Source organism: Polyangium jinanense, from assembly GCF_028435265.1.
GTDB lineage: Bacteria > Myxococcota_A > Polyangia > Polyangiales > Polyangiaceae > Polyangium > Polyangium jinanense.
This window is the reverse complement of the sequence record NZ_JAGTJK010000036.1, coordinates 60,213-84,172: the sequence shown is the minus strand read 5'-3', so window position 1 is coordinate 84,172 and position 23,960 is coordinate 60,213. Positions and strand designations below refer to the sequence as shown.

Here is a 23,960-nt window from a genome sequence, read left to right as displayed (position 1 = left end):
CGAGCGCGCCGCCCTCCCCGGGCGCGCCTCGAACTGGAGGTCCCGCAGGATGGCTGGAAACGTGCTCGGTGCAACGCGCTTCAACGCGCCCGGAATCTTCCAGGGCGTCGCCTTTTCGCCGGACGCGCGTGTGCTCGTCGGGCTCGTCGCCGGCAAGAAGCGCGCGCGACTCCATCGCTTCCGTGTTCCGGATGGACAACCCCTCGATCCCATCACCGTCCCCGGCACCTTCACGGAGCTCGCCGTCCTGCCGGGGGGCGACTTCCTCCTCTGGTCCCGCGAAGGCGTGGCCCGGTTCACCGCCGATGGCGAGCGCATCTGGCACGTCGGCACCGCGAAGACCGGCGCCTTCGACTCCGTCGCGCTGAGCACCGATGGAACGTCGTTCGCGACGCACGGGCGCGATTCGATCGCGAGCATCTTCGACGCGCGCACGGGCAAGCGCGAGGGCGTCATCAAGGAAGACGGCGAGATCTACGCCTTTGCGTTCGCGCCGGAGGGTCGGACGTTCGCGACCGGTGGCGAGAAGGGCGTCGTGCGCGTCTTCGACCAGAAGACCCGGAAGGAGCGCGCGAAGCGGAAGAGCACGAAGGTCCTCGCGCTCGCGTTCTCGCCCGACGGGGAGCGGCTCGCGGGTGGGCATGGCCAGGGGAGAATCCTCTTCTGGGACGCCGGGACCCTCACCCCGATCGCCACGAGGCACCTCCCGACCCACCGCTTCTTCGCCGAGGAAGCCGGCGGCGACGTGGATCGAGGTCCGGCGGCCTGCCGGTGGCTCGCCTTCTTGCCGGGGGGCGGGCTGGTCTCGTACGGGAACGAGCACGCGCTCCGCTGGTGGACGGCGGACGGCGCCGAGGTCCGCCGCGTGACGGTCTCTCGCCAGCACGCGCAAGGCTCCGCCATGGCCATCGCGCCGGGAGGCGCCTGGATCGCGACGGGCGCCACCGCCTCCGGCCTCGGCGTGTGGAGTGGCACGGGCGAGCGTGTGACGGGCGAGCCGGCGCTCGCCGAGCCCCGCGCGATCGCGCTGACCCGCGATCGCCTCGTCGTCGCCACGCCGTGGACGCTCGTCTCGCTCCGCCGCGGCGACGGCACGCGCATCGAACGCCCTTCCCACGGACCGAACACCGCGATCGGGGCCCTGCCGGACGGCGAGCTTCTCGTCGTCGGCGACGACCACGCGCGGGTCGTCCGCGAGCTTTCGGACGCCGAGCGGCGCCTCTTCGACAACGCCGCGAGCTCGCCCCGCCCACGGGTGAGCATCTCGCGCGACGGGAAGACCGCCCTCTACGCGGCCGACCTCGTGCTCGAGGTCTGGGATCTCACGCGCTCCGTGCGCACCGCCGCGCTCTCGCACGAACAGCGCGTCACGGCATTCGCCTACGGTCCGGGCGACGGCTGGGTGGTCAGCGTGTCCGAGGACGTCCGGATCTGGCGCCCGACCACCCCGGACGAGCCCGTTCGCACGATCGCGCTCCCGGACGGAGCACCCGCGTACTGCGGAGGCGTCGCGGTCTCCAGCATCGGCTGGATCGCGGTGAGCGTCGACCGGTCGAGTGGCAACCACGATTCGAACAGCCTGCTGGTCTTCATCGATCCGCGCTCCGGCGCCGTGACGGCGTCGCTCCCTCACCCCGTCATGCGCCTTGGTCAGCTCGCGTTCGTCGACCATCGGCGGGTCGTCGTCGTCGATTCCGCCGGGCGGCTTCGCACGGCCGATGCCGAGACCGGCACGTGGCTCGACGAGCCCGCCGCGGAGGACATCGACGTTCACGGGTTCGCGATCCGCGCGCTCGCGGCGTCGGACGACGGCACCGAGATCGCGCACGTGGACGGATGGGGGAACGTCGTCGTGCGCGCGTTCCCGCGCACCGGCGAGGAAGCTACCACGCCCTTTGATCTCGGACTCGACGCCGCGGCGGAGAAGCCCGCCGAGGATCCGACGAAGCTGTTCGAGAAACGCCTCGCCGGCACCCGCTTCCTCTATGCGGGGAAGTTCCAGAGCTCGGCGCTGGAGGTTCGGACGAGCAAGGAGTTCCGGGAAGAGACGCTCCGCGAGCTCGGCGGCGAGGTCACGAAGAAGAGCAAGGACGCCACGCACTTCGTCCCCGCGCTCATCCCGTACACGAAGCACGTCCCCTCGAAGGTGGAGCTCGAGATCGACGCACGCATCGCGAAGGGCGAGCGCGTCGTGAAGATGAGCGAGAAGAAGCTGAACGAGCTCCTCTTGCCCACGTTCGCCGAGGCCCGCGCGATGCTGCGCGGCGAGATCCCGGACGGCATCGCTCGCTGGAACCGCTGGCGCTCCCGCTGGCAGACGGAGTACGGCGAGTTCATCTCCCTCGCGGGGATGGATCTCGAGGGGATCGACCTCCGCGGCGCGAACCTGGGCGCCGCGCCCCTCCAGGAGGCGAAGCTCGCGCGCGCCAATCTCGCGGGGGCCGAGCTCTACGACGCCGTCTTCCGCGGCGCCGACCTCCGCGGCGCGAACCTCGACGGCGCGCGCTGCGGTCGGGTCGACTTCACCCAGGCCGACCTACGCGAGGCCCGGCTCGGCGCGCAGCTCGGCGGGGCGCGGTTCGACGGCGCCGATCTGCGTGGCGCCGACCTCTCCGGCGCGGATCTGTCGTACACGAGCTTGGCCGGCGCACGCCTCGAGGGCGCGCGCTTTCCGGACGGGTACACTCCAAGCTGACCGGATCAGCCTCCCCGCCGCACGGCGCGGGGTCGTTGAGGCGCGTCATCGCGGATCGCTCGACACCTCCGCCGCGCGATCGTCCTCGAAGCGCAGACCGAGCACCTCACCGCCGGCGACATGGTGTGGCCCGAAGGATCGGAGGGCCGCGAATGCGTCGCGCTGGAGGTCGATCTCGGCCCCGGCCGTGAAGATGCCCGCGAGCCACAGGAAAGGGAAGTTCCACCAACGCCATTTCGAGAGATCGGCCGAAAAGCTCACGTAAAGCACGTCGGATGCGCGATCGCGACGGATCGTGAGCGCAAGGCTGACGTATCCGCGCCGGCAGAGGTATTCGCTGCGATCTTCGTCACTGTGCTCGAGGTCGGAAGTGACCGCGATGCCGCGCTGGCGGAGCGCCGCGACGACATCCCTCGCTCGGCAGGCGCGGGCCGGGATTTCGAGGATCAGTGGGCAGGACACGCGAGGAGGGGTAGGCGGCGCGAAGGGCTTTGTCCAGGTCCGGCGGCGGGCACACTTGTTGTGCACCGCTCGACCTTCGGCGCGACACCGCCGGCGCCGGGGCGGCTGCGTCATTCGGTGGGTGCGTCATCCCTAGGGAGCAGCTGCCACTGCCGGCGCGACGCCCCAGAAGTTCGTCTCGAAGAGGTCACCGAGGCGCTGCGCTACGAAGTGGCGGCGCTCTCGTCGCGCCCCCGCGCATCGACGCGTACCGCCCCCTCCGCGACAGCGCGTTCCGGGCGATCGATGCTGCGCTCGCCGCCGCTCCCGACCCTGCACCCGTCGCCGAGCGCATCGTACAGATCGCGGGGAGCGACGCGCCCGCGCTGCATCATCGCGTCGGGATGTGGGCGCACCTCTTGCCGCGCATGATGCCTGAAACCATGTTCGAGCGCGGCCTCCGTCGGAGGTTCCTGCGCGGAGTCGAGCAGGCGTAAAGGCGGGAGCTCGGACGCGATTGCCAAGCTCGACGAGATGCTCCTCCCCGATCGCCGCAAGTTCGACCTCATCCAGGTCGTCCGCTGGCACCCGGACAATACGAAAGAGGTTTGCCCGAGCGGAGCGATCCGGATGACGTGGGGCTGACGCTCGACCCCGCGCGCATCGATGATTCTCCGAGCCGCATCCAGGTGAAGGGGATGCGCTTCAGCCACTTTCCCGTGGGAAACGAGACGCTCGTCGGGGCGCGCTTCGAAGACTGTCGTTTCTTGAAAATGAAGTTCAGCGCCGCGAACATGAACAACGTCGAGCTCCTCGGCTGCACGATCGTCGAGACCGCGATGAATTTCGTGGCGCTCGGGCTCGCGACGATCCGGCGCTCGACCTTCACGCGGTGTAACCTCGTGGAGGTGGGGTTTCACCGCGCGACCGTGGAAGACACGCGCTTCGAGAGCACGCAGATGACGCTGGGAAGGTTCGTGAATTCGACGTTCCGCGAGGTGGACGGGCGCGGGTGTTGGATGAACAGGGCCCTCTTCCGTGAGGCTACGTTCGAGGATTGTGATTTCCGCGGCGTGGACCTGCGTGATGGCAGGTTCGAAGGAGCGACGTTCGTGCGCTGCGATCTGCGCGGCGCGAAGATCTCGCCGAAACCCGGGAGCCAGCCGCGATGGCGCTTCGAAGAATGCCAATCGGACGGCCCGTTGCCGCCGGCCGTAGGGGATCCCTAAGGCCCCGTGACGTCCTCGAACATCGGCGGCTCGCCGCGCGTGCCGTCGAGCGTGGCGCCGAGGAGGTTCGCCTCGCGAAACCTGACGGCGCGCATCGTGGCTCCGGTGAAGCGCGCGGAGCAGCCGCACACGCTCGAGCGGGCCGGGATCCGCCTCGATCCGCACCCCGAGCCCGAGCGCATTTTTCTGATCGTTGAACGCTTTTGGGTCGCGGAGCAGGAGCTCGAGCCATCCATCGCGGTCGTTCGGAGAGAGCATGATCGCTCCGCCGGCGACGGGCGCCCAGAAGTGCGATGAGTTTGGGGCGAAGTTCCAGCTCAGGGGCGCATGCAAAGCATCCGCTCTGGCGGTGATACGATGGGGGCGATGCTTTCTCCGCAGGACAAGGACGCTTGGCTCGAGCTGCTCCGGCGCGACGTTGGTGCCTTCAACGCGCAGAGGAACGCGCTGCCGCACCCTACGCGCATCGATCTTCGTGGCGCCGATCTCGCGGGGCTCGATCTCGGCCTGGCCATGCTCGGGTGGTGCGATTTGACGGGGGCTCGGCTCGCGGGCGCTCGTGTCAGAGCTCTCGCGCTCGTGAAATCGCGCCTCCAGGGAGCCGACCTCACGGACATCGAGGTGATCGATCCCGAGCAGCGAGAGCGGCTCGAGCTCATCCGTTGCCTGTGGAACGACGTCAGCCTCTTCAACGCGCGGCGGCGGGGCCCCTGCCCGAACCTCATCTCCGCCGATTTGTCGGGCGCCGACCTCGGCGGCGCCAATCTCGGCAGCGTCGTGCTCGATCGGGCCAACCTCGAGGGCGCGGATCTCTCGCGCGCGGATCTCGCGGAGACGGCGCTCGCCGACGCGAACCTCGAGCGCGCGCGTTTCGCGGGCAATGCCCTCAAGGCCACCGACATGCGCCGGTCGCGGCTCGCGGGCGCCGACTTCACGGGCGTGAAGCTCAAGTTCGTCAGGCTCGATTGCGCCCACCTCGACGGCGCGAATTTCGAGCGCGCGGTCCTCGATACCTGCCCCATGCAAGACGCAGAAGGGCGGGGCGTCTCGTTTCGCGCGGCGACCTGGCGCAGCATTTTTCCCATTTGCGCTTCGCTGCCCGAGGCCGATTTCAGCGGTGCCTCGTTCGAGCGCGTGCGGTTCACCGAGACCCGCCTCCGCGGCGCTCGGTTTGCCGGCGCCTCTGCGCGTGGCCTCATATTCCGCCGCGCCGATCTCGAGGGCGCGGATCTCGAGGGTATGACGGGCGAGCCTCCCACGTTCGAGGACGTCGTGGGGTATTGAGGCGAAAGGCTCGCGGGCCGCAAAACCATCGAATGTCCTCTCACTCGTCGGGTTCGTCATCCTCGTCATCCTCGTCGGTCGACCATTTCGGCGCGAATGGCTCGAGGACGGCCACGACGTCCGCGAGCGGGGGGCGCCGGCCGGGCGTGGGGTCGAGCCCCTGCGCCACGATGGCCGCGAGCTCGTCCGGGCCCGTCCATGCGCGCCGCTCGCCGCGCCGCATCGCCGCGGCTTGCTCGTCGAAATCGCCGGCGAACGGAGGCTCGCCCGTCGCCCAGCGCGTCAGGATGGCGCACAACGAAAAGACGTCGGCTCGATCCGTCGGCTTCGCTTGGTCGAGGAGGATCTCCGGCGCCATGTAAATGGCGGGCCAAGGAGCCATCGGCGCCGGGGGGTTCACCGTTTGGAGGAATCGATCGTGCCGCGGTAAAACGCCCGTGATCAGCGTGCGCTTCGCGCGTACGTCGAGGTACACGAGCTCGGGGCGCAGGCCGAGCAAAAAGAGCCCCGCCTCGTGCGCGCCCTTCACGATCGCCGCGAGCGCGATCCCCAACCCGGCCGTCGTCGCGAGATCGAAGGGCCTTGATGTCGCCGACGATCCGACGCTCGGCCGTCCGAGCGGCTCTTCCTCGGCGAGCGCGTCGAGCTCCACGCCTGCGGGGGTGTCGTCGAGGGGGCCGACATACCGCAGATTCCCCACGCCCGGGACCGCGAGCTCGAGCTCGCGCGCGAGTTCGTCGAGCGAGCGCGCCTGCTTGCCGCCCAGGGTGACGAGGATCGTTGGGCCGTTCGGGTTCGTCACGTCGAACCCGCGATGAAAACGCCCCTCGGGCAGACCCCGCGCCCGCTCGGCGATCCCGTACCTCCTTGCGGCCATCGTAGCGCCGAGGGGGAACGCCTGCGCCGTCCTGCCGCTTCGTATCGCGGCATAATGCTTCTTCGCGTCTTCGAGGAGCCCGCGCAGCTCGCCGCCCTCGATGAGCTCGTAAATGGATCCGCCGCGCCACGTGTCGCGGGCGATGGCCCATACCTCGTCGCGGCTCGTGTCGAACGGCGGATCGGCCCAATATTTCGACGGCAGATCGTCCGGCTCCTCTGCCCGCCAAATCGTGAAGACGTTTTCGAGGTGAAACCCTTTGCCGCCGGGGGCAAGGCGGGCGTCGATCTCGGGGGCCAGCACGTCCGAGAGGCCGTACTCGAGCGTGTCCAGCACGAGCCCGAGCGGGTCCTCCGTGACCTGGATCCGATTCTTCGTCGCGTACACGATGCGCATCGTCGCTTTACCTGGTGCTGCCTCCGCCGCCGCCCGCCGGGGGGGCTGCACCTTCATCTTGATGTTATTTAGGCTCGTCGCGGAAATCCACCACGATTCGATCGGACCGGGCACGCCGTTTTCGACCTCGCGTGCGACCGTGACGTGAACGAGCACGGGGGCCTTGCTCCCGGCGGTGTACCCACGGTTTCACATGATCCGATTTCATGGAGTACTCGCCCCGAATGCGGCGCTGCGCAGGCACGTCGTGGCCTCTGCACGTCCGTCGGCTCTGGCGGTGGAGCCAGCTCCTGCGACGTTGAAGACACCAGGCATGGAACAGCTATCGCTGTTCGGGCAGATGGAGGCTCCGTCGGGACTCGAGCGACGTGACGTTCCTGTTGACCGCGAGCGGGTGGACGGTCGAGCAGGTCGCGCACGGCCGGTGCATCCGCGCGTTCATCACCACCCGCGACGAAGGCGACTACAACGTGGGTCACACGGTGTTGCTCTACGAGCCCATCACCCCCTGAGCGCTCCGGCCAAGCGCTCCACGCGCACGCCCTGCCCCAGCGACGTACCGCCGAGGGACGCGGCAGGAAATTGCCTTCAAGACGGAGCGCGGGGAGCCCCAGGGCAGGAAGCGGGTCCGAATGGTGTATAGGGATACGGTTGGCCGCCGCATGGGACGCATGCCACGCGCCGAGGAGGCAGAAATCCTGGTTGATTCGTCCTAAGCGCCGAGGCAGCGGCCGGTCATCGAGGCTTGACGGCCGCGAACATCCCGACGGTGAAGACGCCGGCGCTGCGCGCGTCGTCGAGGGCCTTCTTTCCTTTCTGGAACATCTCTCCCTCGGGGCCCTCGTAATGTAGCCATTGCGCCTGCTCCGCCGGCGTGGCGCTGCCTCGCGACTTGACGCCCTCGTACATGTCGCGAGCCATGGTCACCTCGAGCCCTGCGGCCTCCATCATTTTCTTGTAGCTCTCGACGGTGCCGTGCCCCGGGATCGCCGTAGAGTCGTTGAGGGGCCGCATGAACTGCATGATTTGCTCCTCGGTCTGGTGATCACCGAAGGGCCGCTGCAACCAGTCCATGCCGCCCAGGCGGCCTCCCGGCTTCAGGATCCGGCAAAGCTCGCGGAAGAGTGCCGGTTTGTCCGGGATGTGGCACACCGATTCGTAGAAGGTGGCGGCGTCGAAGGTGTTGTCCGGGAAGGGGAGATTCTTGTAATCGGTGTCTCCCACGGTGATGAATCGCGCCTTCGCGGCGAGGCCGAGCTCCGCGGCTTTGTCCCGGGCTCTCTGGTTGAGGCGCTCGTTGTTGGTGATCCCGACAAAAGATGCAGACGACACCTTGGCCATGTGGAGCGTGGGTCCGCCGATCCCGGAACCGAAGTCGAGGGCCCAGCGGCCCTCCTCGAGCCCGACCAGCGACACGATCTGCTCCTCGAGTATCTCGCACGCCCGCCGGGGCGAGACGCCGCTCGCCTCTGCCTCCGGGTCTCCGTGGTGCCAGCGGTCTCCCATGAATTGCTCGTAACAATGGAGCGCGGTGTCGTAAAACTCTCGAACCTTGGCCTCGTAAGTCATTCGTAATCCTTTCCTTCGTCGTAGCTCGTGAGCAGCCGCTCGCCCGTCAGTTTCGGGCGCGCCCGATGGCGTCGATGACGCGATCGCATTCCTCTTCCGTGTTGCACGCGTGGGGCCCCACGCGCAGGACGCCACCCGGGCGCGTGTCGATGTCGATGCCGTCACGCGCGAGCTCGGCGACGATACGCTCGCCCTCTTCCACCGCGAGACATATCGATCCTCCGCGCGCATGAGGCGGGCGGGGCGTCCGGATCGAGAGCCCGCGCTCGTCGGCGCGCGCCATGAGGCGCTCGGTGAGCGAGAGATTGCGTGCGCGGATGGCCTCGACGCCTGCGTCGAGCACGAATTGAAGCCCGGCCCGGGCCGTGTACACTGGCTCGATGGCCGGCGAGCCCTGCATGAAGCGGCGCGCGCCACGAGCGGGCTCGTAGGAGGGCGCAAAGCCGACCATCTCGCGATGGCCAATCCAGCCCGGGTAGACCGGCTCGAGCGATTCCGCGAGCGCCGGACGCACGTACAGGAACGAGAGGCCGGTGCTGCCACCGCACAGCCATTTGTGCGTTCCGCCGACCAGAACGTCGACATCGAGCGCCGCGACGTCGATCGGGACGACGCCGACCGCCTGATAGGCGTCGACCACCACGAGCGCGCCCCTCGCGCGCGCGACCTCGACGATGGCGCGCAGGTCCGCGAGCGCGCCCGTCCGTGGTGATACGAGCGACAAGGCCACGACGGCCACGCGCTCGTCGATCCGCTCGACGAGGCCGTTCGTCGGCGTGGCCCCGTCGGTCGAGGGCACCTCGATGACCTGGAACCCCCTGCGCTTCTGGGCTTCCCACAGGTATTGCGACGAATGAAAGTCGAGCGCGGTATAGAGGATTCGATCGCGTCGTCCTCGAGGCACCTGCGTCGCGGCGATGGCGGCCTGCGCTGCGGTCGCGCTCGGCATCAATGCCACAGCGTCGCGCGGCGCCGCGAGGAGCCGCTCGAGCAGGCCGATGAGCTCCTCCATGCGCTCGATCCAGAGCGCCATACCGCGGTTGCGCAGGAAGAGCGTGCGGCGGTACTCGTCGAGGTCGATGAGCATCTGCTCCGGAAACGGGCCCACGCTCTGCGTATCGAAATAGGTGCGCTCTCGGAGCACCGGGAACCGCGCGCGGAGAGCGGCGAAGTCCGGCGCAGGCGGCGCGCCGCTCATCAGAAGCACCTCCGGTACATCCCGTCGAAGAACCTCCACGAGCCATTGGCCACGGCCCGCGCGCCGCGCCAAGCGGCCTCGAGGGGGGACCCGCTCGAGGGCAAGAGCCTCGCGAGCTCCATCGATTCGTCGGCGTGGTCGACCTCCAGCTGCTCGTGCAGATGCAGCCATTCGAGCGTCTGGGGCGCGACAGAGCGCTGGCGGCGGAACTCGTCGGCGACGAAGGCGTCCACGTGTTTGCCGTAGATCTCCACGACGAGGCTCGCGCCGAGGCCCTCGTAGGGGTCGGCCGTGACATAAAGCCGCTCGAGCTCGAGGCCCAGATCGCGCCCGGGTCGCACGAGCTCGTCGGTGATCTCAGCCGACGAAAGCGTGGCCGCGATGCCCGCGAACATGTGCTCGAAGAGGTTGCGGTGGGCGCGCGAGAAATCGCCATTGCCGAGCTCGTCGTTGAGCTGCTTCGCGAGGATGCAGCGGATGCGGTCGTCCTCTACGCGCGCCGTGAGCGCCGCGAGGCGCTGGGGAAAATCGAGCGTGATGGCCGCGCGGAAGTTGGCGAGCAGCTTCCATAGCCGCTCGAGGTCCACGGGCTCGCGCCGGAGGCGTTCGAAGAAGGGGTGCGCCGTCGCCGGTGTCGCCTCGTAGTGGCGCACGACCTCGGTGGCGGGCTCGAGGGCGGGGGCGGGCTTTGCCTTCACGGTCGTCCGAGGCGGCTCGACGCGGTAGGCCTCCGGCCCGAGGTAAACTGTCACGCGCGGTTCGTCGACCCAGCGCAGCGACGCGTAGCTCTGCATTCCGGTCCCAGCATCGAGCGGCCGCTCGGCAAATGCCTCGAGGGGGCCTGCGAGCGCGTTGACGGAGAGCCCGTGGCGGCTCGCGTATGTCGCGATCCGATTGCGAGCCTCTCGATCATCCGGCGCATAAGCGCCCACGGGGAAGTAGATCGTGCTCGCCGACGGGCGCTCGACGTCACCCTCGACGAACGCCAGGCACGAGACCGGCCCTTTCGCCATGAACGGCCCGTCGCCGGCGAGCGTCGCGCAGAACTCGGCGACGTGCCCGGGCGAAGAGCTCCGCGCCGCGCCGCATGCGCGCTCGAGGTCGTCCAGCGAGGCCTGCAAGTGCCGGAAGTAAAGCTTCACGCGCGCGTCGCCGCGCGTCGACAGATCGAGGGAGCAATACAGCGGCACATCGAGCGCGGGCCCTCGCCCCATTGCGTGCTCGGCGACGACGGGCCATGCACCGGCGAAACCAAGCCGATTCAGCGTGGCCTCGGCGAGCGCTGCGCCGCGCGCGACGCCTTGCGCCTGGAGGTTCAGGTAAATCTTGAATGCAGGCGCGCGACCGGGCCAGAACGAGGCGGCATGCCAGGAGGCGAAGGCGCCCTGCGCGTCGGGATGGAAGAAAAGATCCTCGATCTGGCGCAGCCGGTCGAGGCGAATGTTGAAATCGCGCGCAAGCTCTTTGTGGAGAGCCGCGGCCGCCTCCAGGTTCGAGCGGAGCGTCGGCGGATCCGCGCGCCTCTCGACGAGGATCCGGAGCTCGGGGGAAGGCCCCCCGACGGCAACGGAAAACTCGTAGGGCGTATGATCGTCCGATGCATCCGATGGCCACGGCGGCGCCTCGCCGATGGGCGCGTCGGCCCAGGTCCCGAGCATGCGACGGAAGATGCCGCGCATCGCGTCGATCTGATCGTCGATCCCGACGGCCCGCGCGAGCGCCGTGAGGCGCCGCGAACCGAACTCAAAATGGCTCTGTGTCGAATGCATATCGCTTCCAAGCTCCATTACGACGCTACGTCCCATCGCGCCGACCGTATAAACGCGGCGCTCGTCCGCGGTCAAGAAGTGGACGTTCCGCGCGGTAGCACGTCGGAAGCGTGCCCAGTGGGTCGATTTTCTTGCGCCGTGGTCACCCCGAATGCGGCGCTGCGCAGGCACGTCGTGGCCTCTGCACGTCCAGCTCCTGCGACGTTGAAGACACCAGGCATGGAACAGCTATCGCTGTTCGGGCAGATGGAGGCTCCGTCGGGTTTTGACGTGGGCAAGAGACGGCGTGCTTGCGGTCCGGGACCGTGACGAACACGTCAATGGCTGTCACCCTTCGCGTGCTTGCTGGCACGCGAAGGGGCGATCGCGCCGTCCGGCGCGATCATGCGTAGCCTTGACGGGACCGGGTCGCACTGCGCGCGCTCGGCTGGTGTTGCGTCCTCTGGGCAGCCATGATCGGCCAAAACGCGTTCGAGGCCGGGGAGGTCTGCGAATACGAACGTGTCCTGTTCCCCGGGCGATGGGGTATCACGGTCGCAAAGGCAGGGTCGCGGTCGGTGGCGGGCACGCGGAGGCGCCAAGCCTGACGCAGCCGCCGGGAGAGGTTCGTACGGGGCCGGATGGAAGACCCGTGCGCGTGATGAGGCCGGAGTCGCGGCGCAGGGAGGGTCGGTCCGGCGGAGGCGGGGGTCGAGGGTGGGCGCGGGTACAGGTGGTCCGGCTTCGCTGGGGGTCGAGGGTAGGCGCGGGTACAGGTGGTTTGACTTCGCTGGGGGTCGAGGTAGGCGCGGGTACAGGTGGTCCGGCTTCGCTGGGGGTCGAGGGGGGGCGCGGGCGGGGGTGGTCCGACTTCGCGGAGGGTTGCCTTTCGAGCCTACGCTCGGGCGGGCTCGTTGGCGCTCGGCGAGCGCCGTCGCGCCCGCGGCGCCCTGAAGGAGCCACGCGTGCGCGTCTGGTGCCGGATGACTTCTGGTCTTTTATACTGAAGGAACCAAGGAGATCCCTGATGCTTCGCGACGAGTCCGATCCGTACTCCGCCGCCGTTTTCCTCGAATCATGGGCGCTCGAGATCCGGGCCGGATATACCCCCGCGGAGCACCTCGACCTCAGCGAACGCCTGAATGAGTACCTGGACATCGATGTCCCTCCGCATCTCGAGGCCCGCCTGGTTTCCGAGCTCACGCAGCAGACAGAGCGGCTGCTCCGCGAGGCGCGCGAGGTCGAGGCGACCTGGGCCGGGCCGACCATGAATGACCGCATCACTGCCGCGTTCGCCGATCTGCGCACACGAGGCATCCTCGCCAAGGAGCGCGCCGGGCTCACGATTCAAGACGGCTGGGGGTACGTGGGTCTCGAGGCCCGGCCGGACCATGAAGGCGCCGTGTTTTTCCACCAAGAGGACGTGTTCGACGCGCTCCGGGGGATGAGCCTGCCGCTTTCGTACGGGAGCGCGGGCGAGCAAGTCGAGGACCCCTCGCAGGCGCACGCGATCGCCGTCTCGGTACTGGACTCGCTCGCCAGCCACGGTGTGCCGGCGGTTTGGACCGGCCGCGTCGAGGATTGCATCGAGATCCTGCCATTCAAGTGGCAACGCCGGCGATGGACTGCGGCTCCCCGAGAGATCAGCGGCGCGACGCCGTGGCAGCGAGACATGAGGCAACTCGGGCTCTTTTCGGTATCTGCACGAGACCTGGAGCCGTTCATGCAGCCTGTCCGCGCCTACCGCACCACGTTCGGCTTCGACGCGCGGCTCTCCTTCATCATGCGTGGCGTGTGGAAGTTGCTCGGCGGCGAGCGCGGGCAGGTCGGGCACGGGGGCGATCCACACGTATTCGTGCCCGCCGGCGAGATGACCGTGATGATGCCCCGGGACGCGCTCTGCAACCTCGACCCCAGCGAGGCCGCAGCGATTCGACGGCGAGCCATGGCTGCCAGGCGCCCCGGCCCAGAAACGATGAGGGTCGTGCCAGAGCACAAGAAGACGATGGGTGAAACCGCGGCAGCCGAGACGCGCCGGCGGCCATGGTGGAAGATCTGGTGACGGTGTCGCCGTCTTCCGAATGCAGCGCTGCGCAGTCAGGTCGTGGCCTTTCGCGCGCTGGCAGCAGCGCGCGGAGAATCAGGGCAGCGGACCCAGGTAGGTCGCCGTCATCCCTTTCAGCAGAAACAGATGCTTGTCGCTCAGGTCGGCGAAGGTGCCTTGATTGACGACGATGTCGATCTCCGTGTCGGTCCAGCGTGTCGGTACCTGGATGACGGACTGCGTGCGGTTCTCCCACACGGGCGCGTCCGCAAGCTCGATGCGCTCGAAGCTGAAGTCCAGGTAGGGCATGGCGTGACCGAGGAACTCGCCCGCGTCCCCGTCCATGTCCACCGTGTTGGAGAGCAGGAAGTAGTCGATCTTGCCGCCGGTGCCGAGCCAGCCGGAGATCTCGCCGGTATAGCCGCGCGAGGCGTCCTTGAGCATCTGCCCGTTGGCGTAGAACGAGATCACGTCGTTCTCGAAGTCGGCAAGGATCTCGTAACGGATCCAGGTGTTGTCCTGGTAGGAGGCCGGAGGATCGGCGTAGATGCCGGGCATGCCGTCGTTGCTGCCCTCGGCCCGCGCCGTCAAGGTGCTCCCCTGCAGGGCGGTCCACACGTTGTGGTTGATGACGCTCGAATCGGTCCAATAAAAGCGGAAGTACTTCCCCGGCTCCTCCGTCGTCGAGAGGTTGACGTAGCAGGAGAGGTACATCTGCGGGTGATACTCGTTCGTGTCCCACAGGTTCCAGTTGCGCAGGCGGTAGTTCTGCGGATAGGCGTCGCGGATTTCTTGTGTGATCCGGCGCTGGAGCCACCGCCCCGACCGCGTCGGTCCGCCGGAGAGCTCGAGCGTGGCGCCGGACGCGGTGGCGGCGGCGTTGAAGTCCGTTGACGTCAGGATCGGGTAGATGCCGTCCAGGTGGGCGCGCCAGCCCTCCTTGGTGTTCTCCGCGGGCTCGGCCGAAGTCGCGTTGTCGAAGTCGGAGAAGCGCGCCACGAGGTGGCGCTTGCCGAGGAAGCGGTGGTCGCCGGCATTGGAATCGACCTTCGCGCCGAATCCGGTGCCATGGATGGTGAAATCGTCGCCGTGGCGGGAATGTGTGGTCGTGCCGGAGTTCGAGTTGCTCGACGCCGACGAGGCGGTGGCGTCGTCGCGGCCCGCGCAACCGCTGACCCAAGTGGTCGTGGCGAGCGCCGCGAACGCGAAGGCGCCCAGCACCTGGGGGAAACGCTGCGATTCAACTGGTCGCATGTGCATTCTCATGGTCGAGCCTCTCCTTGTGGGGCCGTATCGCGCCGCCCCCGCAGATGTTGCCTCGCGCATGCCCGCTTGTGCGCTCGCAATTCTGCAAAGGGTCGTTGCAAATTGGCGACCCAAGGGGGCCTGCGCGGCACGGTTTCGCCAAGAGCGCTCGTGCGTGGGCTGGATCCGGCCACTACCCTTGAACGCGAGAGGAGGTTCGCGTGGACGCGAACGCCGAGCGAGGCGGACGCTCAGGCGATGCGGAGCGCCAATTCGGCGAAGGCCGCTCGCACATCCCGGGGATTCTCGATCCACGGGAAATGCCCAGCTCCCTCGATGACGCGCTCGATGACGTTGGGCGTTTGGAATCTCGGCTCGCGAAAGCCGCCTTGCCAGACGATCCGATCGTCCGAGCCAGCCAGTCGAAGGACCGGCATTCGCGTCGGCCACCACCGGGCCTTGTAGACGTGGTCGAAATTCGCCTCCGACCACGCGACCGCCGCGCTGTTGTAAGGCATCCTCGCGAGGAGCTCGCGTCCCGCCGAAAGCCCGGCCGGGGTGAAGTTCCATTCCGCGGACGCCACCGCAACCGCGGCGATGTTCTCGTCGCGCGGATCCGCTTCATAGATCGCTGTCGCCGCCTCGACATCGGGCAACGGATTCGCCCGGGTCATCTCCACGAAACGAGGATACCAGAGGGCGTCCGGAGCGGTGTCCAGAAGCGCCAGGGCCTCGAGGTGCGGTTCCAGTTCGGGCGTCGAAAGCAGATACATGCCCCCGGTCGAATGTCCGGCGAAGACGACGCGCGGGAGCGCCCTGGCAGCTTCGGCCACGACCTGGGGCCAGGCATCAAAAGGACTTCCCAGGCTCCCTGGAGGGGCGCGATTGGAGCCATCTCCAGGCAGATCGACGAGCCAGATGGCCCCCGGCACATCCAGGATGTCGGCCAGCCCTTCGAGGCTTTCCGACCCGATGCCAGGTCCTCCCGGCAGGAGCAGCCAGTTGAGGTCTCCGGAGCGGTTGGAGTGACGACGCAACCGGACGCCCGACGGCGTAAAGAGGAGGTCGGTCATGCCGGCAATAGGTAGCGCAAAAGATGCCTCCGGCCAGGCCGTGGAGAGGGGATGGGACCCGTCGGGACTGCCGGTCCGCACGCAGCTCCTGTTCAGCCGCGATCCCGCCACCGGAGCGGAATGCCGAATCGCGGCGCGAGCGCCTCGACGCGGCCGCGCACCTCCTCGATGGGGACTTGCATTCGTGACGCGGCCTGGGATAACCACGCATCGTCGAGCGGCGCGCGTGGATCGATGAATGGAGCCGCGCCGTCGTAGTCCTCGCTGAGGAGCCGGCGTTCCCATCGCTCGACGCGACCCGACAGCGCCCGGAGGGCTTGCCGCCGGATCGAGGGATCCGGGTCGTCGAGGCGCTCCATCAGCAATGCCTCGATCGCCTCGCCTCCGATTCGCTCCAGCACTTCGACGGCGGCGCTGCGGACGGCCGTATCCGTATGCCGGAGGGGAGCCACGAGGGCGCGGAGGACGGCGCCTGCGCCCAGGCCAGCGAGTAGCCTCACCGTCGCATCGAGCGGGATTTCATTCGGGCGCTCGAGGTTTTCGATGAGCGGCACAATGGCCTCATCCGCTTTCAGCTTGACGAGCGCCATGATGGCTGCGCGCCGCACCCCTGTGTGCGCGTCATGCAGGAGCGCGACGAGCTGCGGAATGGAATCCTGGCCCCGAAGATAGGACAGATCGGTCGCGGCCTCGATGCGCGTGTCGGGGTCGGGGGCCCGAAGCTGCTCCAGCGCGCGCAGGATCGCCACGCGTTCGCCGCCCGGCAGCGGCGCGCGGCGTTGATAGGAAACGCCGCAGCCGCCGCAAAAGCCCTGGACGAAGGACTCGATACCCGTCTCGTCCTCGCGATAGACCTTGTGCTTTTTCTTGATTTGCAAGGCGAGGCCGCAGCTCGCGCAGAGGTCCTCCTCGTACGCCCGTTCCCAGGAGAGGCCGGACGTGCGCAGGACCGCGGCGATGAAGGCGTCCGGCGGCCGGTAGCCATGCTCCGCGACGTAGTGGTGAATCATCACCGGCGCGGCGAACCTCGTTCTGTCGTCTCCGACCACGCGGATCTCGCCGGTTCCGATGATCGGCTTTTTGTGGACGAACGCGCAGGTATGATTGCGGCGCGAGAGCACCGTTCGAGCACGCGTCACCAGGACCGCGAGCCGCACGAGGAATGCGGTGGACACGGACCCTACGGGAAACGAATGCCCAGGCTCGAGCCAGCCGATGTTGAGGATGGGCGGCGCCGGCGCGCTCGTGTCGTCCTCCGCTTCCCTTTTCGGATTCTCGTACGGGCTCAGATCCGCGAACCAGGCCATACAATCTCCAATGCAGTTTTCATGTCTGCGAGGTGAGGTAAACAAGGGAGCTCGAGCTCCGGCGGTGTGTGCGTCATGCTGGTGGCGTGGTACCTGGTCTGGGGATCACGACGAGCCCGCCAAACGCGACGAAATCGTGCTCCCCGCGGGTCGACCGAGCTCGACGTGGTTGCCTGCGTTTGCGGTCCGCAGGTCGCGAAGGAAAGCTTGGGGGTTTGCCATGGGCCTTTCCGCGCTCCGACGAGCCGAGGCTACACGGCTGGTCCCATTGGCTCAAGGCTCGATGCGCCGGAGCAGCTCCGGGACGTCAGGGTGGGGTGCTCGCCCAGGCAGAAAAATCCGCCGATCGGATCGAAAGCCCCGCCCTGTCGTGCCCGCGCGGAGAGCACTACGTTCTCGCTTGCAGGCGGTCCGATGACCGTCGGTCGAAGGAGAGCGGTCATGAAAACGGACGAGCACGGAAAACATGCGGTGATCTTCGGGCGCGAGCGTGCATTGAAATACGACAGCCAGGTGCGCCTCTCGATGGAGGGCTACGATGCCATGCACCAGGTCGCCGCGGAGGTGCTCGTCGCGGCGCTCTCGGGCCAGAAGGCCGCGTCGCTCTTGATGGTCGGCATCGGAACCGGGAGCGAGGTGAAGCCGTTCGCGCGCCACGCAGGAGCCGACTTTCATTTCACGGGCGTCGATCCCTCGCCGGAGATGATCGCCATTGCCAGAGAAAAGCTCGCGGCGGCAGGTCTTCTGGAACGGACGAGCTTGCATGCCTGCGAGCTCCGCGATCTCCCGCGCGGGCCTTCGTTCGACGGCGCGCAGATGATCGGCGTCCTGCACCATCTTCCGGACGATGAGGCGCGTATCGAACTGCTGCGGGAGATCGCCGGGAGGCTCGTGCCGGGGGCGCACTTCGTGATCGGTTGTCGGGTTGGAAACGAGCCGCTGCTCAGGGCCGTCGAGGAGCAGCGGCTCGTCGCGAATGGCTGGCCGCCCGAGGCGGCGGAGCACCGACGGAAGGCAATGGCATCGATGCGGATCCCGGCCTCGGATGCCGAGGTCTTCGCGCTCCTGGCCCAGGCAGGCTTCGCGGCGCCCCGTTTCATCTTCGGCGAGCTGCAGTTCCGCGTGTGGGTGGCGCGCTACGAGCCATCCTCGAGCGGTGCGTGACGTGCAGGTCATGTCCTCCACGACCGCAGCAGCAACGTTCCGGTAAAACCGATTCGTTCCCCGACGAACCTATCCCTTGTCCTCGCCGCGCTCTCGCAGTAGAGCGCCCTCGTGCCTTCCCTCTTGCACGAGGCGATCATCGAGCTCTTCCGCAACCGTCCCGTCCTGGCGGCGGAGCTCCTCCACGAGGCCCTGCACATCCCGCTGCCACCGTTCACGGAGGCCCGGATTGCCTCGGCGGATCTGACGAACATCATTCCGCGGGAGCTTCGCGCCGATCTCCTTGTCTTGCTCCTCGATGATCAACCTGTCCTGGTCATCATCGTCGAAGCCCAGCTCCAGTGGGATCCGGACAAGCCCTTCGCCTGGCCTGCGTACGTCGCCGGGGCGCGAGCGCGTTACCGTTGCCCCGCGTGCTTGCTGATCGTCACGCCCGACGCGGCGCTCGCGGCGCGTCTTTCCCAGCCGATCGTGCTCGGCCCTGGACAGGCTTCCCTCACGCCTCTGGTCCTGGGACCCGAGGGGGTGCCGGTCGTGAAGGACATCGACGAAGCCAAGGAAAGGCCGGAGCTCTCGGTCCTCTCGGCCCTCGCGCACGGACGAACGGAGGGAGGGATTCCCATCGCCGTCGCGGCGCTCGCCGCGGGCGCGGGGCTCGATGCGGAGCGCGCGAAGCTTTACGCGGATCTCGTGCTATTTTCCCTGGGCGAAGCTGCCCGGATGGCCCTGGAGAAGCTCATGAGCATCCCGAACTATGAGTATCAAAGCGAGTTCGCCCGCAAGTACGTGCAGCAAGGGCGAGAGGAAGGGCGCGCGGAAGGAAGCCTCGAACCCGTTGTGCGCCTGTTCGAGCGACGGCTCGCCCGGCCGTTGACCAGCGACGAGCGTGAGAACCTCGCCACGCAGCTCCGCAAGGAGGGCGCCACCCGACTCACGGACATGGCTCTTGATCTCTCCGCGGCAGACCTCGCTGCCCTGCTCGTTGCGAACAAAGGGCGCTGAGCGTTCCCAGCAGCTCCCCCCTCGCTAGTGCGCGCCCAGCGCCCGCGCCCGCTCCTCCGCAATCCGCTTCCGCAGCTCCTCCGTCATTCCTCGTTTTTGCGCCACCCGTTCGAGCGCATCCGCCGCCTGCGCATGCGCGCCCGCGCGGCTCGCGGCGTCCGCGAGCGCGAGCCAGCGGGCTTCGGTCGGTTCCTCGCGGGCTGCGCGGGCGTAGAGCGTGAGCGCGGAGCCGCTGTCGCCGCGGTTCTCGCGGATGCGCGCGAGGAAGGACGCGGTCTCGGCGCAGGCGGATGCAGAGAGGCACGTCGCGGCGAGGAGGTCTTTGCTGGCCGCGTCGATGCGCGCGATGCCGGGGACGCGGGAGGCGATCTCGATGCGGGCGCGCAGGCATCCGACGCGATCCATGACCCGCGCACAACGCGCCGCGAGACGGGCCTCGGCGTCCTCGCTCTTGCCCTCGGTGACGAGCAACTCTGCGCGGATCCGGTCGGCCACGAAGTCCCCGGGGAACGCGGATTCGAGCGCGGCCGCATGGGCTTCGATCTCGCGCGCGCAGCGGGCGCGGTCGTCACACGTGCCCTTCGCGAGCGCGTCGAGCTGGGCGTTCGCGGCGCGCACGCGGGGGCCGTGGGCGCCGGGGTTTCGCGCGATTGCCTCGGCGTCGAGGCGCGCGCTCAGCGCGGCATGGCCGGCGTTGCGTGCTTGCACCGCGAGCTCGTCGAGCATGGGCGCGCCGGCTTTGCCTTCGGGAACGGCGCCGGAAAGCTCGTCGTAATCTTTCGAGATCCGCGCCGCGAACACGCCCGCGGGGCCGACGAGCGAGCCGTCTTGCGTGACGGCGATCCGCAGCTCGAGCAAGGCCTGGCGGCGCGCGCCGCGGCTCGTGAGGACCTGCGCGAGCAAAAGGTGCGCGCGGCCGTTGACGTGGCCTCGTTCGAGCGTGCGTTGCAGCCACGGGAGCGCGCTCTCGCGTTTGCCCTGGTAGGCCGCGAGCGCGCCGATGAGCGGGAAATAAGGCTCGGCCGGGTGGCGGCGCATCGCCGCGCGGAGCGCGCCTTTCAGCGCGTCGTGCGCGGCGGGATCCGCAGGGTTCGTCGCGTCGTAGGTCTTGCGGATCGCGTCGCGCTCGGCACCGACGTCGGGATGGCCGAACCGGAACGATGCGGCGGCGAGCGCGAGGCCAACGAGGAGCGTGAGGGCCGGCGCGAGGCGCGCGAGCTTGCCCGGGGCCTTCGCAGCAAGGCCGCCGGACGGGCGCGAGCGCGCGCGATCGCCCCACAAGGAGCCGAGTACCGTCGCGAGCGCGAAGCAGACGGCGGGGATCTCCAGCGAGAGGTCGGCGAGGTTCTGGAGGAGGACCACGACGACGCCCGTGAACGCAGACGCCGCGAGTCGGCTGCGCAAGGCGCCGAGGCGCGAGGGAGCGAGCGCCCAAGCGAACAGGACGAGCGCCGCGAGCGCGACGGGCGCGCCCCACTCGACGAGCCACTGCGCCGGGAAGTTCTCGACGTACGCGAAGACGACGTGGCCCGAGCTCTCGCGGTACGCGGGGAAGACGCTCTCGAAGGCGCCGCGACCGATGCCGAAGATCGGGTGCTCGCGCAAGACGGGCAGCGCCCAGAGCACCATCTGGAGTTTGTCGAGGTTCTTGTCGTAGAGCTCGAACCACGTGTCGCGCGTGCCGCCGAGCAGCGCGAGCGCAGCGCCGCCGAGGAGCGCGCCGCCGAGGAGAAAGCGGAGCGAGGGGTCGGTGGTGCGGGCGCTCGCGCCGCGGCGCGCGGCGCGGAGCCGGAGCAGGAGCGCGAGCAGGAGGACGCCGAGGATCAAGGCGATCACGCCGCCACGCGAGGCAGAGGTGACGTCGACGGCGACGAGGAACGCGATGCCCGAAGCGACGAGCCAGCGCGGCGCGATCGGATCGTGCATGAGCACGAGGCCCATGCCCGCGAGCGCGCCGAGGTTCAGGTACCCAGCGAGGGTGTTCGGGTTGATGAGCGGTCCGACGTGCCACGGCGGCAGCGAGACCGACGGCGTATAAAAGCCGTAGACCTTGGTCATGCCCGCGAGGCCGTGCACGACCGTGACGAGCGCGACGGCGAGGGCCGAGGCGAAGACGGTGGTGATGCCCGTGGCCGCGCCGCGACGCGCGGAGACGGCCGCCGAGGCGGTGAAGATCGCGGCGTAGGAGGACCACTTCAGGGCCTCGACGAGCGTGCTGCCCGGATCGAGCGACAGGCTCGCGAAGCGCGGGCCCGCTTCGCCGAAGGGCAGGAGCGCGCGCGACCAGACGTCGGCGTTGCCCGGCGCGATGCGCTCGAGCACGGCCATGGGCAAGGGCACGGCTTGCAGGAGCGTGTACGCGGCGAGGGCGATCGCGAGGATCGCGGGCAAGGCGAGGGAGATCGATCCCTTGCGCTCTTGCTCGCGGCGAAGCGCGAGCGCGGCGGCGACGAAGGCGAAGGGCGCGAGGAGGGCGACGACACGGACGTGGACGCCGCCGAGCGCGAGCGCGGAGCTCGCGACGGTGAAGGCGACGAGGGCGGCGAGGGCGCGCACCGAGCCAGGCCTTCCGCGATCTCGGCTGGGGCTCGGTCGGGAAGTGGGAGGCATCCGAAGCTCGTGATCCGGGCGTGCGGGCGTGGCGCCAGTGTATCGCAGAACGATCGACCGCCGGGGCGCGAGATGTCGCCGCGCGTTCGTTGACGCCGGGCCGTGTTCCGCCGAGGATCGCTGGTCATGGAACGTGCGTCTTGCCGCGGGCGTCGCGGCCTTGCTTCCCTTGGAATCTCCGGCATCGCTGCGCTCGTGACGGGCGTCTGGCTCGGCGGGTGTGGCCTCGATGAGCTAGGGTCGGCGCCGCCGGGACAAGCGTCGTCGTCGTCCGCAGGCGGGAGCGGCGGTGACGGCGCGTCCGTGGGACCGGGCGGGACGGGCGGCGTCGGTGGGACGGGCGGCGCGGGCGGGGTCGCGGTGGGTGGAATGGGCGGCACGGGTGGAATGGGCGCCGGTGGAATGGGCGCCGGCGGAACGGGCGGCGCGGGCGGCGGGCCGGTGGTCATCCGGGAATGGGCGGCGACGCAGCCGGACCTCGGGGCCTCGACGCCTCCGACGTATTCGTTCCCGGACGGGTGGCTGGAGATCAAATGCGACACGATCAATCGGACGTCGCAGTTTGGCCCGCACTCCATTCGACGGCCTTACGGCGCGAATGCCGCGCGTCCGCGCAACGTGGGCAAGGGCTGGGGGCTCAGCGTGGAGAGCGTGCGGACGAACAAGCTCAGGAACAGCGATTCATGGAAGGGGACGGGCTGGGACAAGAACACGACGTACGGCATGGGCGAAGTCTCCGGCCAGTCGGATCCGGCAAACGAAATGCAGGCGGTCCTGTTCGACTCCCCCCCATCGCTCAGCGGGAAACAATCCTCGTACACGACGACGGGCGGGACCGGCTATTCCACGGCCTGGCTCAAGGGCAACGGGATGTTCGGGCCGTTCTCGCGGTTGGTCGTGGATCCCGACCCCGACAAGAACTGGCCGACCTCGGCGGTGATCGATGTGAACGATGGAATGGCGTGGCGACGCTACGAGCTCTCGAATGTCAGCGGCTACTTTCGACTGGAGACGCGGGGCGATAGCGACGGCGATCCGTTCCCGATTCTCGCGGACAAGTCCGTTTTCGCGTACGGGGCGCAGCACGAGCTCAACGTGAAATACCCGTCGAGCTACATCCCCACGCTGGAAGCCGAGCGGACGCGCGAGGCCGACATCCTGCGCACGAGCTTCGCCGCGTCCCTCCTGCCGGGAGGCTCTTTCCACGTGATCTTGAAGATCGCGCCGAACTACGCGTCGACGGAGAACGTATCCGACGAGCACCACCTCCTCTACATGTCGAACAGATTCGGTCTTTGGCTCGACCTCAAGAACTCGAAGGTGGTCCTCGAATCGGACGACAATCAGCTCGCGGGCCCGACGGGCGTCACGTGGAGCCGGGACCAGGAGCTCGTGGTGGAGGCCAAGGTCACGAGCGCAGGGCGATTCCTCTCCCTGAAGAACGCGTCCGGGGGGAACTTCGAGGTGAGCGACGTGGTGGCGACCCCCTGGCCCACGAACCTGCCCATCTACATCCTCAGCCGCGATACGGGCGCCCAGGAATGCGCGGATCTTCGTTCGGTCGCCTTCTACCAGCCAAACTAATCGTCGCGCGGCGACGTAAATGTATCGCGTTGCTGAAGCAGGATTCGGCTGAAAATCGGTCCCCGTGCGCTTGACGCGACCTCGCGCCGTGCGCAAAGAGACCTGGCTCTCCCGGAGAACCAAATGAGCAAAACTCTCGCGGTTGTTCTCGCACTCGGTGTTTGCGGCGGCGCCGGCGTGGCAGCGTTCGCCTACATGAAGAAGCCCGAGCGCGCTGCCTGCGTGCGTATCGCCGATCTCTGCGGTGAAAAAAACGGGACGAAGGACGACCTCGACAAGTGCGTCGAGGAGGTCGAGCAGTGGCGCAAGGTCGCCGGCGACGAGCCGGTCGACAAGGGCATCCAGTGCGTCGACGACGCCAAGACCTGCGGCGAAGCCATGGGCTGCGTCGCAGGTGCCGGCATGAAGGGCTTCCAGAACGTCGTCGACGACTTCTTCAAGGGCCTCGGCAAGGGCCTCGGCGGCAGCAAATAGCCCCGAACCGCCCTCACTCC

Annotated in this window: 19 protein-coding genes; 10 read left to right on the top strand and 9 right to left on the bottom strand. The window is 68.4% G+C overall.

All coding sequences use genetic code 11. The features are described 5' to 3' along the window. Positions 1-49: 49 nt before the first annotated feature. On the top strand, positions 50-2,695 hold the full coding sequence (locus KEG38_RS39340) for a pentapeptide repeat-containing protein (RefSeq protein ID WP_272425595.1): 2,646 nt from the start codon (positions 50-52) through the stop codon (positions 2,693-2,695). Positions 2,696-2,740: 45 nt separating this feature from the next. On the opposite strand, the gene KEG38_RS39335 is transcribed toward KEG38_RS39340, so the two are convergent. Then, the gene (locus KEG38_RS39335) at positions 2,741-3,157 is read right to left on the bottom strand and encodes a hypothetical protein (protein ID WP_272425594.1); all 417 of its coding nucleotides are present in this window, start codon (positions 3,155-3,157) and stop codon (positions 2,741-2,743) included. Positions 3,158-3,744: 587 nt separating this feature from the next. Here KEG38_RS39335 and KEG38_RS39330 point away from each other — a divergent pair. The 3 genes from KEG38_RS39330 (at position 3,745) to KEG38_RS39315 (ending at position 5,649) form a co-directional block, all read left to right on the top strand. Next, a complete protein-coding gene (locus KEG38_RS39330) occupies positions 3,745-4,365 on the top strand; it encodes a pentapeptide repeat-containing protein (protein WP_272425593.1) in 621 nt (206 codons plus the stop codon). Positions 4,366-4,470: 105 nt separating this feature from the next. After that, complete coding sequence (locus tag KEG38_RS39320; protein ID WP_272425591.1) at positions 4,471-4,662, top strand: hypothetical protein; 192 nt, start codon at positions 4,471-4,473, stop codon at positions 4,660-4,662. Between the two features lie 69 nt (positions 4,663-4,731). Further along, positions 4,732-5,649: a pentapeptide repeat-containing protein gene (locus KEG38_RS39315; RefSeq protein ID WP_272425590.1), complete on the top strand. Its 918-nt coding sequence runs from the start codon at positions 4,732-4,734 to the stop codon at positions 5,647-5,649. 40 nt (positions 5,650-5,689) lie between these two features. On the opposite strand, the gene KEG38_RS39310 is transcribed toward KEG38_RS39315, so the two are convergent. After that, positions 5,690-7,078, bottom strand: a complete 1,389-nt coding sequence (locus KEG38_RS39310; protein ID WP_272425589.1) for a serine/threonine-protein kinase — start codon at positions 7,076-7,078, stop codon at positions 5,690-5,692. Positions 7,079-7,290: 212 nt separating this feature from the next. Here KEG38_RS39310 and KEG38_RS39305 point away from each other — a divergent pair, with 212 nt between their 5' ends. Next, the gene (locus tag KEG38_RS39305; RefSeq protein WP_272425588.1) at positions 7,291-7,434 is read left to right on the top strand and encodes a hypothetical protein; all 144 of its coding nucleotides are present in this window, start codon (positions 7,291-7,293) and stop codon (positions 7,432-7,434) included. Positions 7,435-7,657: 223 nt separating this feature from the next. Here the strand turns inward: KEG38_RS39305 and KEG38_RS39300 are convergent, their stop codons facing one another. Genes KEG38_RS39300 through KEG38_RS39290 form a run of 3 tightly spaced genes read right to left on the bottom strand, consistent with a single transcriptional unit; the run spans position 7,658 to position 11,458 of the window. Further along, the gene (locus KEG38_RS39300) at positions 7,658-8,491 is read right to left on the bottom strand and encodes a methyltransferase domain-containing protein (protein WP_272425587.1); all 834 of its coding nucleotides are present in this window, start codon (positions 8,489-8,491) and stop codon (positions 7,658-7,660) included. Between the two features lie 46 nt (positions 8,492-8,537). Continuing rightward, positions 8,538-9,689 (bottom strand): aminotransferase class V-fold PLP-dependent enzyme, encoded by a 1,152-nt coding sequence (locus KEG38_RS39295; protein WP_272425586.1) that lies wholly within the window; start codon positions 9,687-9,689, stop codon positions 8,538-8,540. Continuing rightward, positions 9,689-11,458 (bottom strand): iron-containing redox enzyme family protein, encoded by a 1,770-nt coding sequence (locus KEG38_RS39290; protein ID WP_272425585.1) that lies wholly within the window; start codon positions 11,456-11,458, stop codon positions 9,689-9,691. Before KEG38_RS39290 ends, KEG38_RS39295 begins: the two co-directional genes overlap by 1 nt. Positions 11,459-12,413: 955 nt before the next feature. On the opposite strand from KEG38_RS39290, the gene KEG38_RS39285 reads away from it, so the two are divergent. Beyond that, the gene (locus KEG38_RS39285) at positions 12,414-13,499 is read left to right on the top strand and encodes a DUF6891 domain-containing protein (protein ID WP_272425584.1); all 1,086 of its coding nucleotides are present in this window, start codon (positions 12,414-12,416) and stop codon (positions 13,497-13,499) included. Between the two features lie 78 nt (positions 13,500-13,577). Here KEG38_RS39285 and KEG38_RS39280 read toward each other — a convergent pair whose 3' ends face one another. The 3 genes from KEG38_RS39280 to KEG38_RS39270 form a co-directional block, all read right to left on the bottom strand. Further along, positions 13,578-14,807, bottom strand: a complete 1,230-nt coding sequence (locus tag KEG38_RS39280; protein ID WP_272425583.1) for a hypothetical protein — start codon at positions 14,805-14,807, stop codon at positions 13,578-13,580. A gap of 170 nt (positions 14,808-14,977) precedes the next feature. Then, entirely contained in the window at positions 14,978-15,799 is an 822-nt protein-coding gene (locus tag KEG38_RS39275) for an alpha/beta fold hydrolase (protein WP_272425582.1), read from the bottom strand. A 92-nt stretch (positions 15,800-15,891) separates the two neighbouring features. Beyond that, a complete protein-coding gene (locus KEG38_RS39270; protein WP_272425581.1) occupies positions 15,892-17,106 on the bottom strand; it encodes a HEAT repeat domain-containing protein in 1,215 nt (404 codons plus the stop codon). A 441-nt stretch (positions 17,107-17,547) separates the two neighbouring features. Here KEG38_RS39270 and KEG38_RS39265 point away from each other — a divergent pair, with 441 nt between their 5' ends. After that, positions 17,548-18,270, top strand: coding sequence for a class I SAM-dependent methyltransferase (locus tag KEG38_RS39265; protein ID WP_272425580.1), 723 nt, complete (start codon positions 17,548-17,550; stop codon positions 18,268-18,270). A gap of 111 nt (positions 18,271-18,381) precedes the next feature. Further along, positions 18,382-19,272, top strand: a complete 891-nt coding sequence (locus KEG38_RS39260; RefSeq protein ID WP_272425579.1) for a hypothetical protein — start codon at positions 18,382-18,384, stop codon at positions 19,270-19,272. 24 nt (positions 19,273-19,296) lie between these two features. On the opposite strand, the gene KEG38_RS39255 is transcribed toward KEG38_RS39260, so the two are convergent. Beyond that, positions 19,297-21,828 carry an O-antigen ligase family protein gene (locus KEG38_RS39255; protein ID WP_272425578.1) on the bottom strand — a complete coding sequence of 844 codons (2,532 nt, stop codon included), beginning with the start codon at positions 21,826-21,828 and terminating at the stop codon, positions 19,297-19,299. A 180-nt stretch (positions 21,829-22,008) separates the two neighbouring features. On the opposite strand from KEG38_RS39255, the gene KEG38_RS39250 reads away from it, so the two are divergent. Next, positions 22,009-23,466 (top strand): phage head spike fiber domain-containing protein, encoded by a 1,458-nt coding sequence (locus tag KEG38_RS39250; RefSeq protein ID WP_272425577.1) that lies wholly within the window; start codon positions 22,009-22,011, stop codon positions 23,464-23,466. A gap of 123 nt (positions 23,467-23,589) precedes the next feature. Continuing rightward, positions 23,590-23,940: a hypothetical protein gene (locus KEG38_RS39245; protein ID WP_272425576.1), complete on the top strand. Its 351-nt coding sequence runs from the start codon at positions 23,590-23,592 to the stop codon at positions 23,938-23,940. Positions 23,941-23,960: the final 20 nt, after the last annotated feature.

Coding starts and splice junctions, on each gene's coding strand:
- KEG38_RS39340 (WP_272425595.1), top strand. CDS start 50: ATGGCTGGAAACGTGCTCGGTGCAACGCGCTTCAACGCGCCCGGAATC.
- KEG38_RS39315 (WP_272425590.1), top strand. CDS start 4,732: ATGCTTTCTCCGCAGGACAAGGACGCTTGGCTCGAGCTGCTCCGGCGC.
- KEG38_RS39300 (WP_272425587.1), bottom strand. CDS start 8,491: ATGACTTACGAGGCCAAGGTTCGAGAGTTTTACGACACCGCGCTCCAT.
- KEG38_RS39295 (WP_272425586.1), bottom strand. CDS start 9,689: ATGAGCGGCGCGCCGCCTGCGCCGGACTTCGCCGCTCTCCGCGCGCGG.
- KEG38_RS39290 (WP_272425585.1), bottom strand. CDS start 11,458: ATGCATTCGACACAGAGCCATTTTGAGTTCGGTTCGCGGCGCCTCACG.
- KEG38_RS39280 (WP_272425583.1), bottom strand. CDS start 14,807: ATGCGCGAGGCAACATCTGCGGGGGCGGCGCGATACGGCCCCACAAGG.
- KEG38_RS39275 (WP_272425582.1), bottom strand. CDS start 15,799: ATGACCGACCTCCTCTTTACGCCGTCGGGCGTCCGGTTGCGTCGTCAC.
- KEG38_RS39270 (WP_272425581.1), bottom strand. CDS start 17,106: ATGGCCTGGTTCGCGGATCTGAGCCCGTACGAGAATCCGAAAAGGGAA.
- KEG38_RS39265 (WP_272425580.1), top strand. CDS start 17,548: ATGAAAACGGACGAGCACGGAAAACATGCGGTGATCTTCGGGCGCGAG.
- KEG38_RS39250 (WP_272425577.1), top strand. CDS start 22,009: ATGGAACGTGCGTCTTGCCGCGGGCGTCGCGGCCTTGCTTCCCTTGGA.
- KEG38_RS39245 (WP_272425576.1), top strand. CDS start 23,590: ATGAGCAAAACTCTCGCGGTTGTTCTCGCACTCGGTGTTTGCGGCGGC.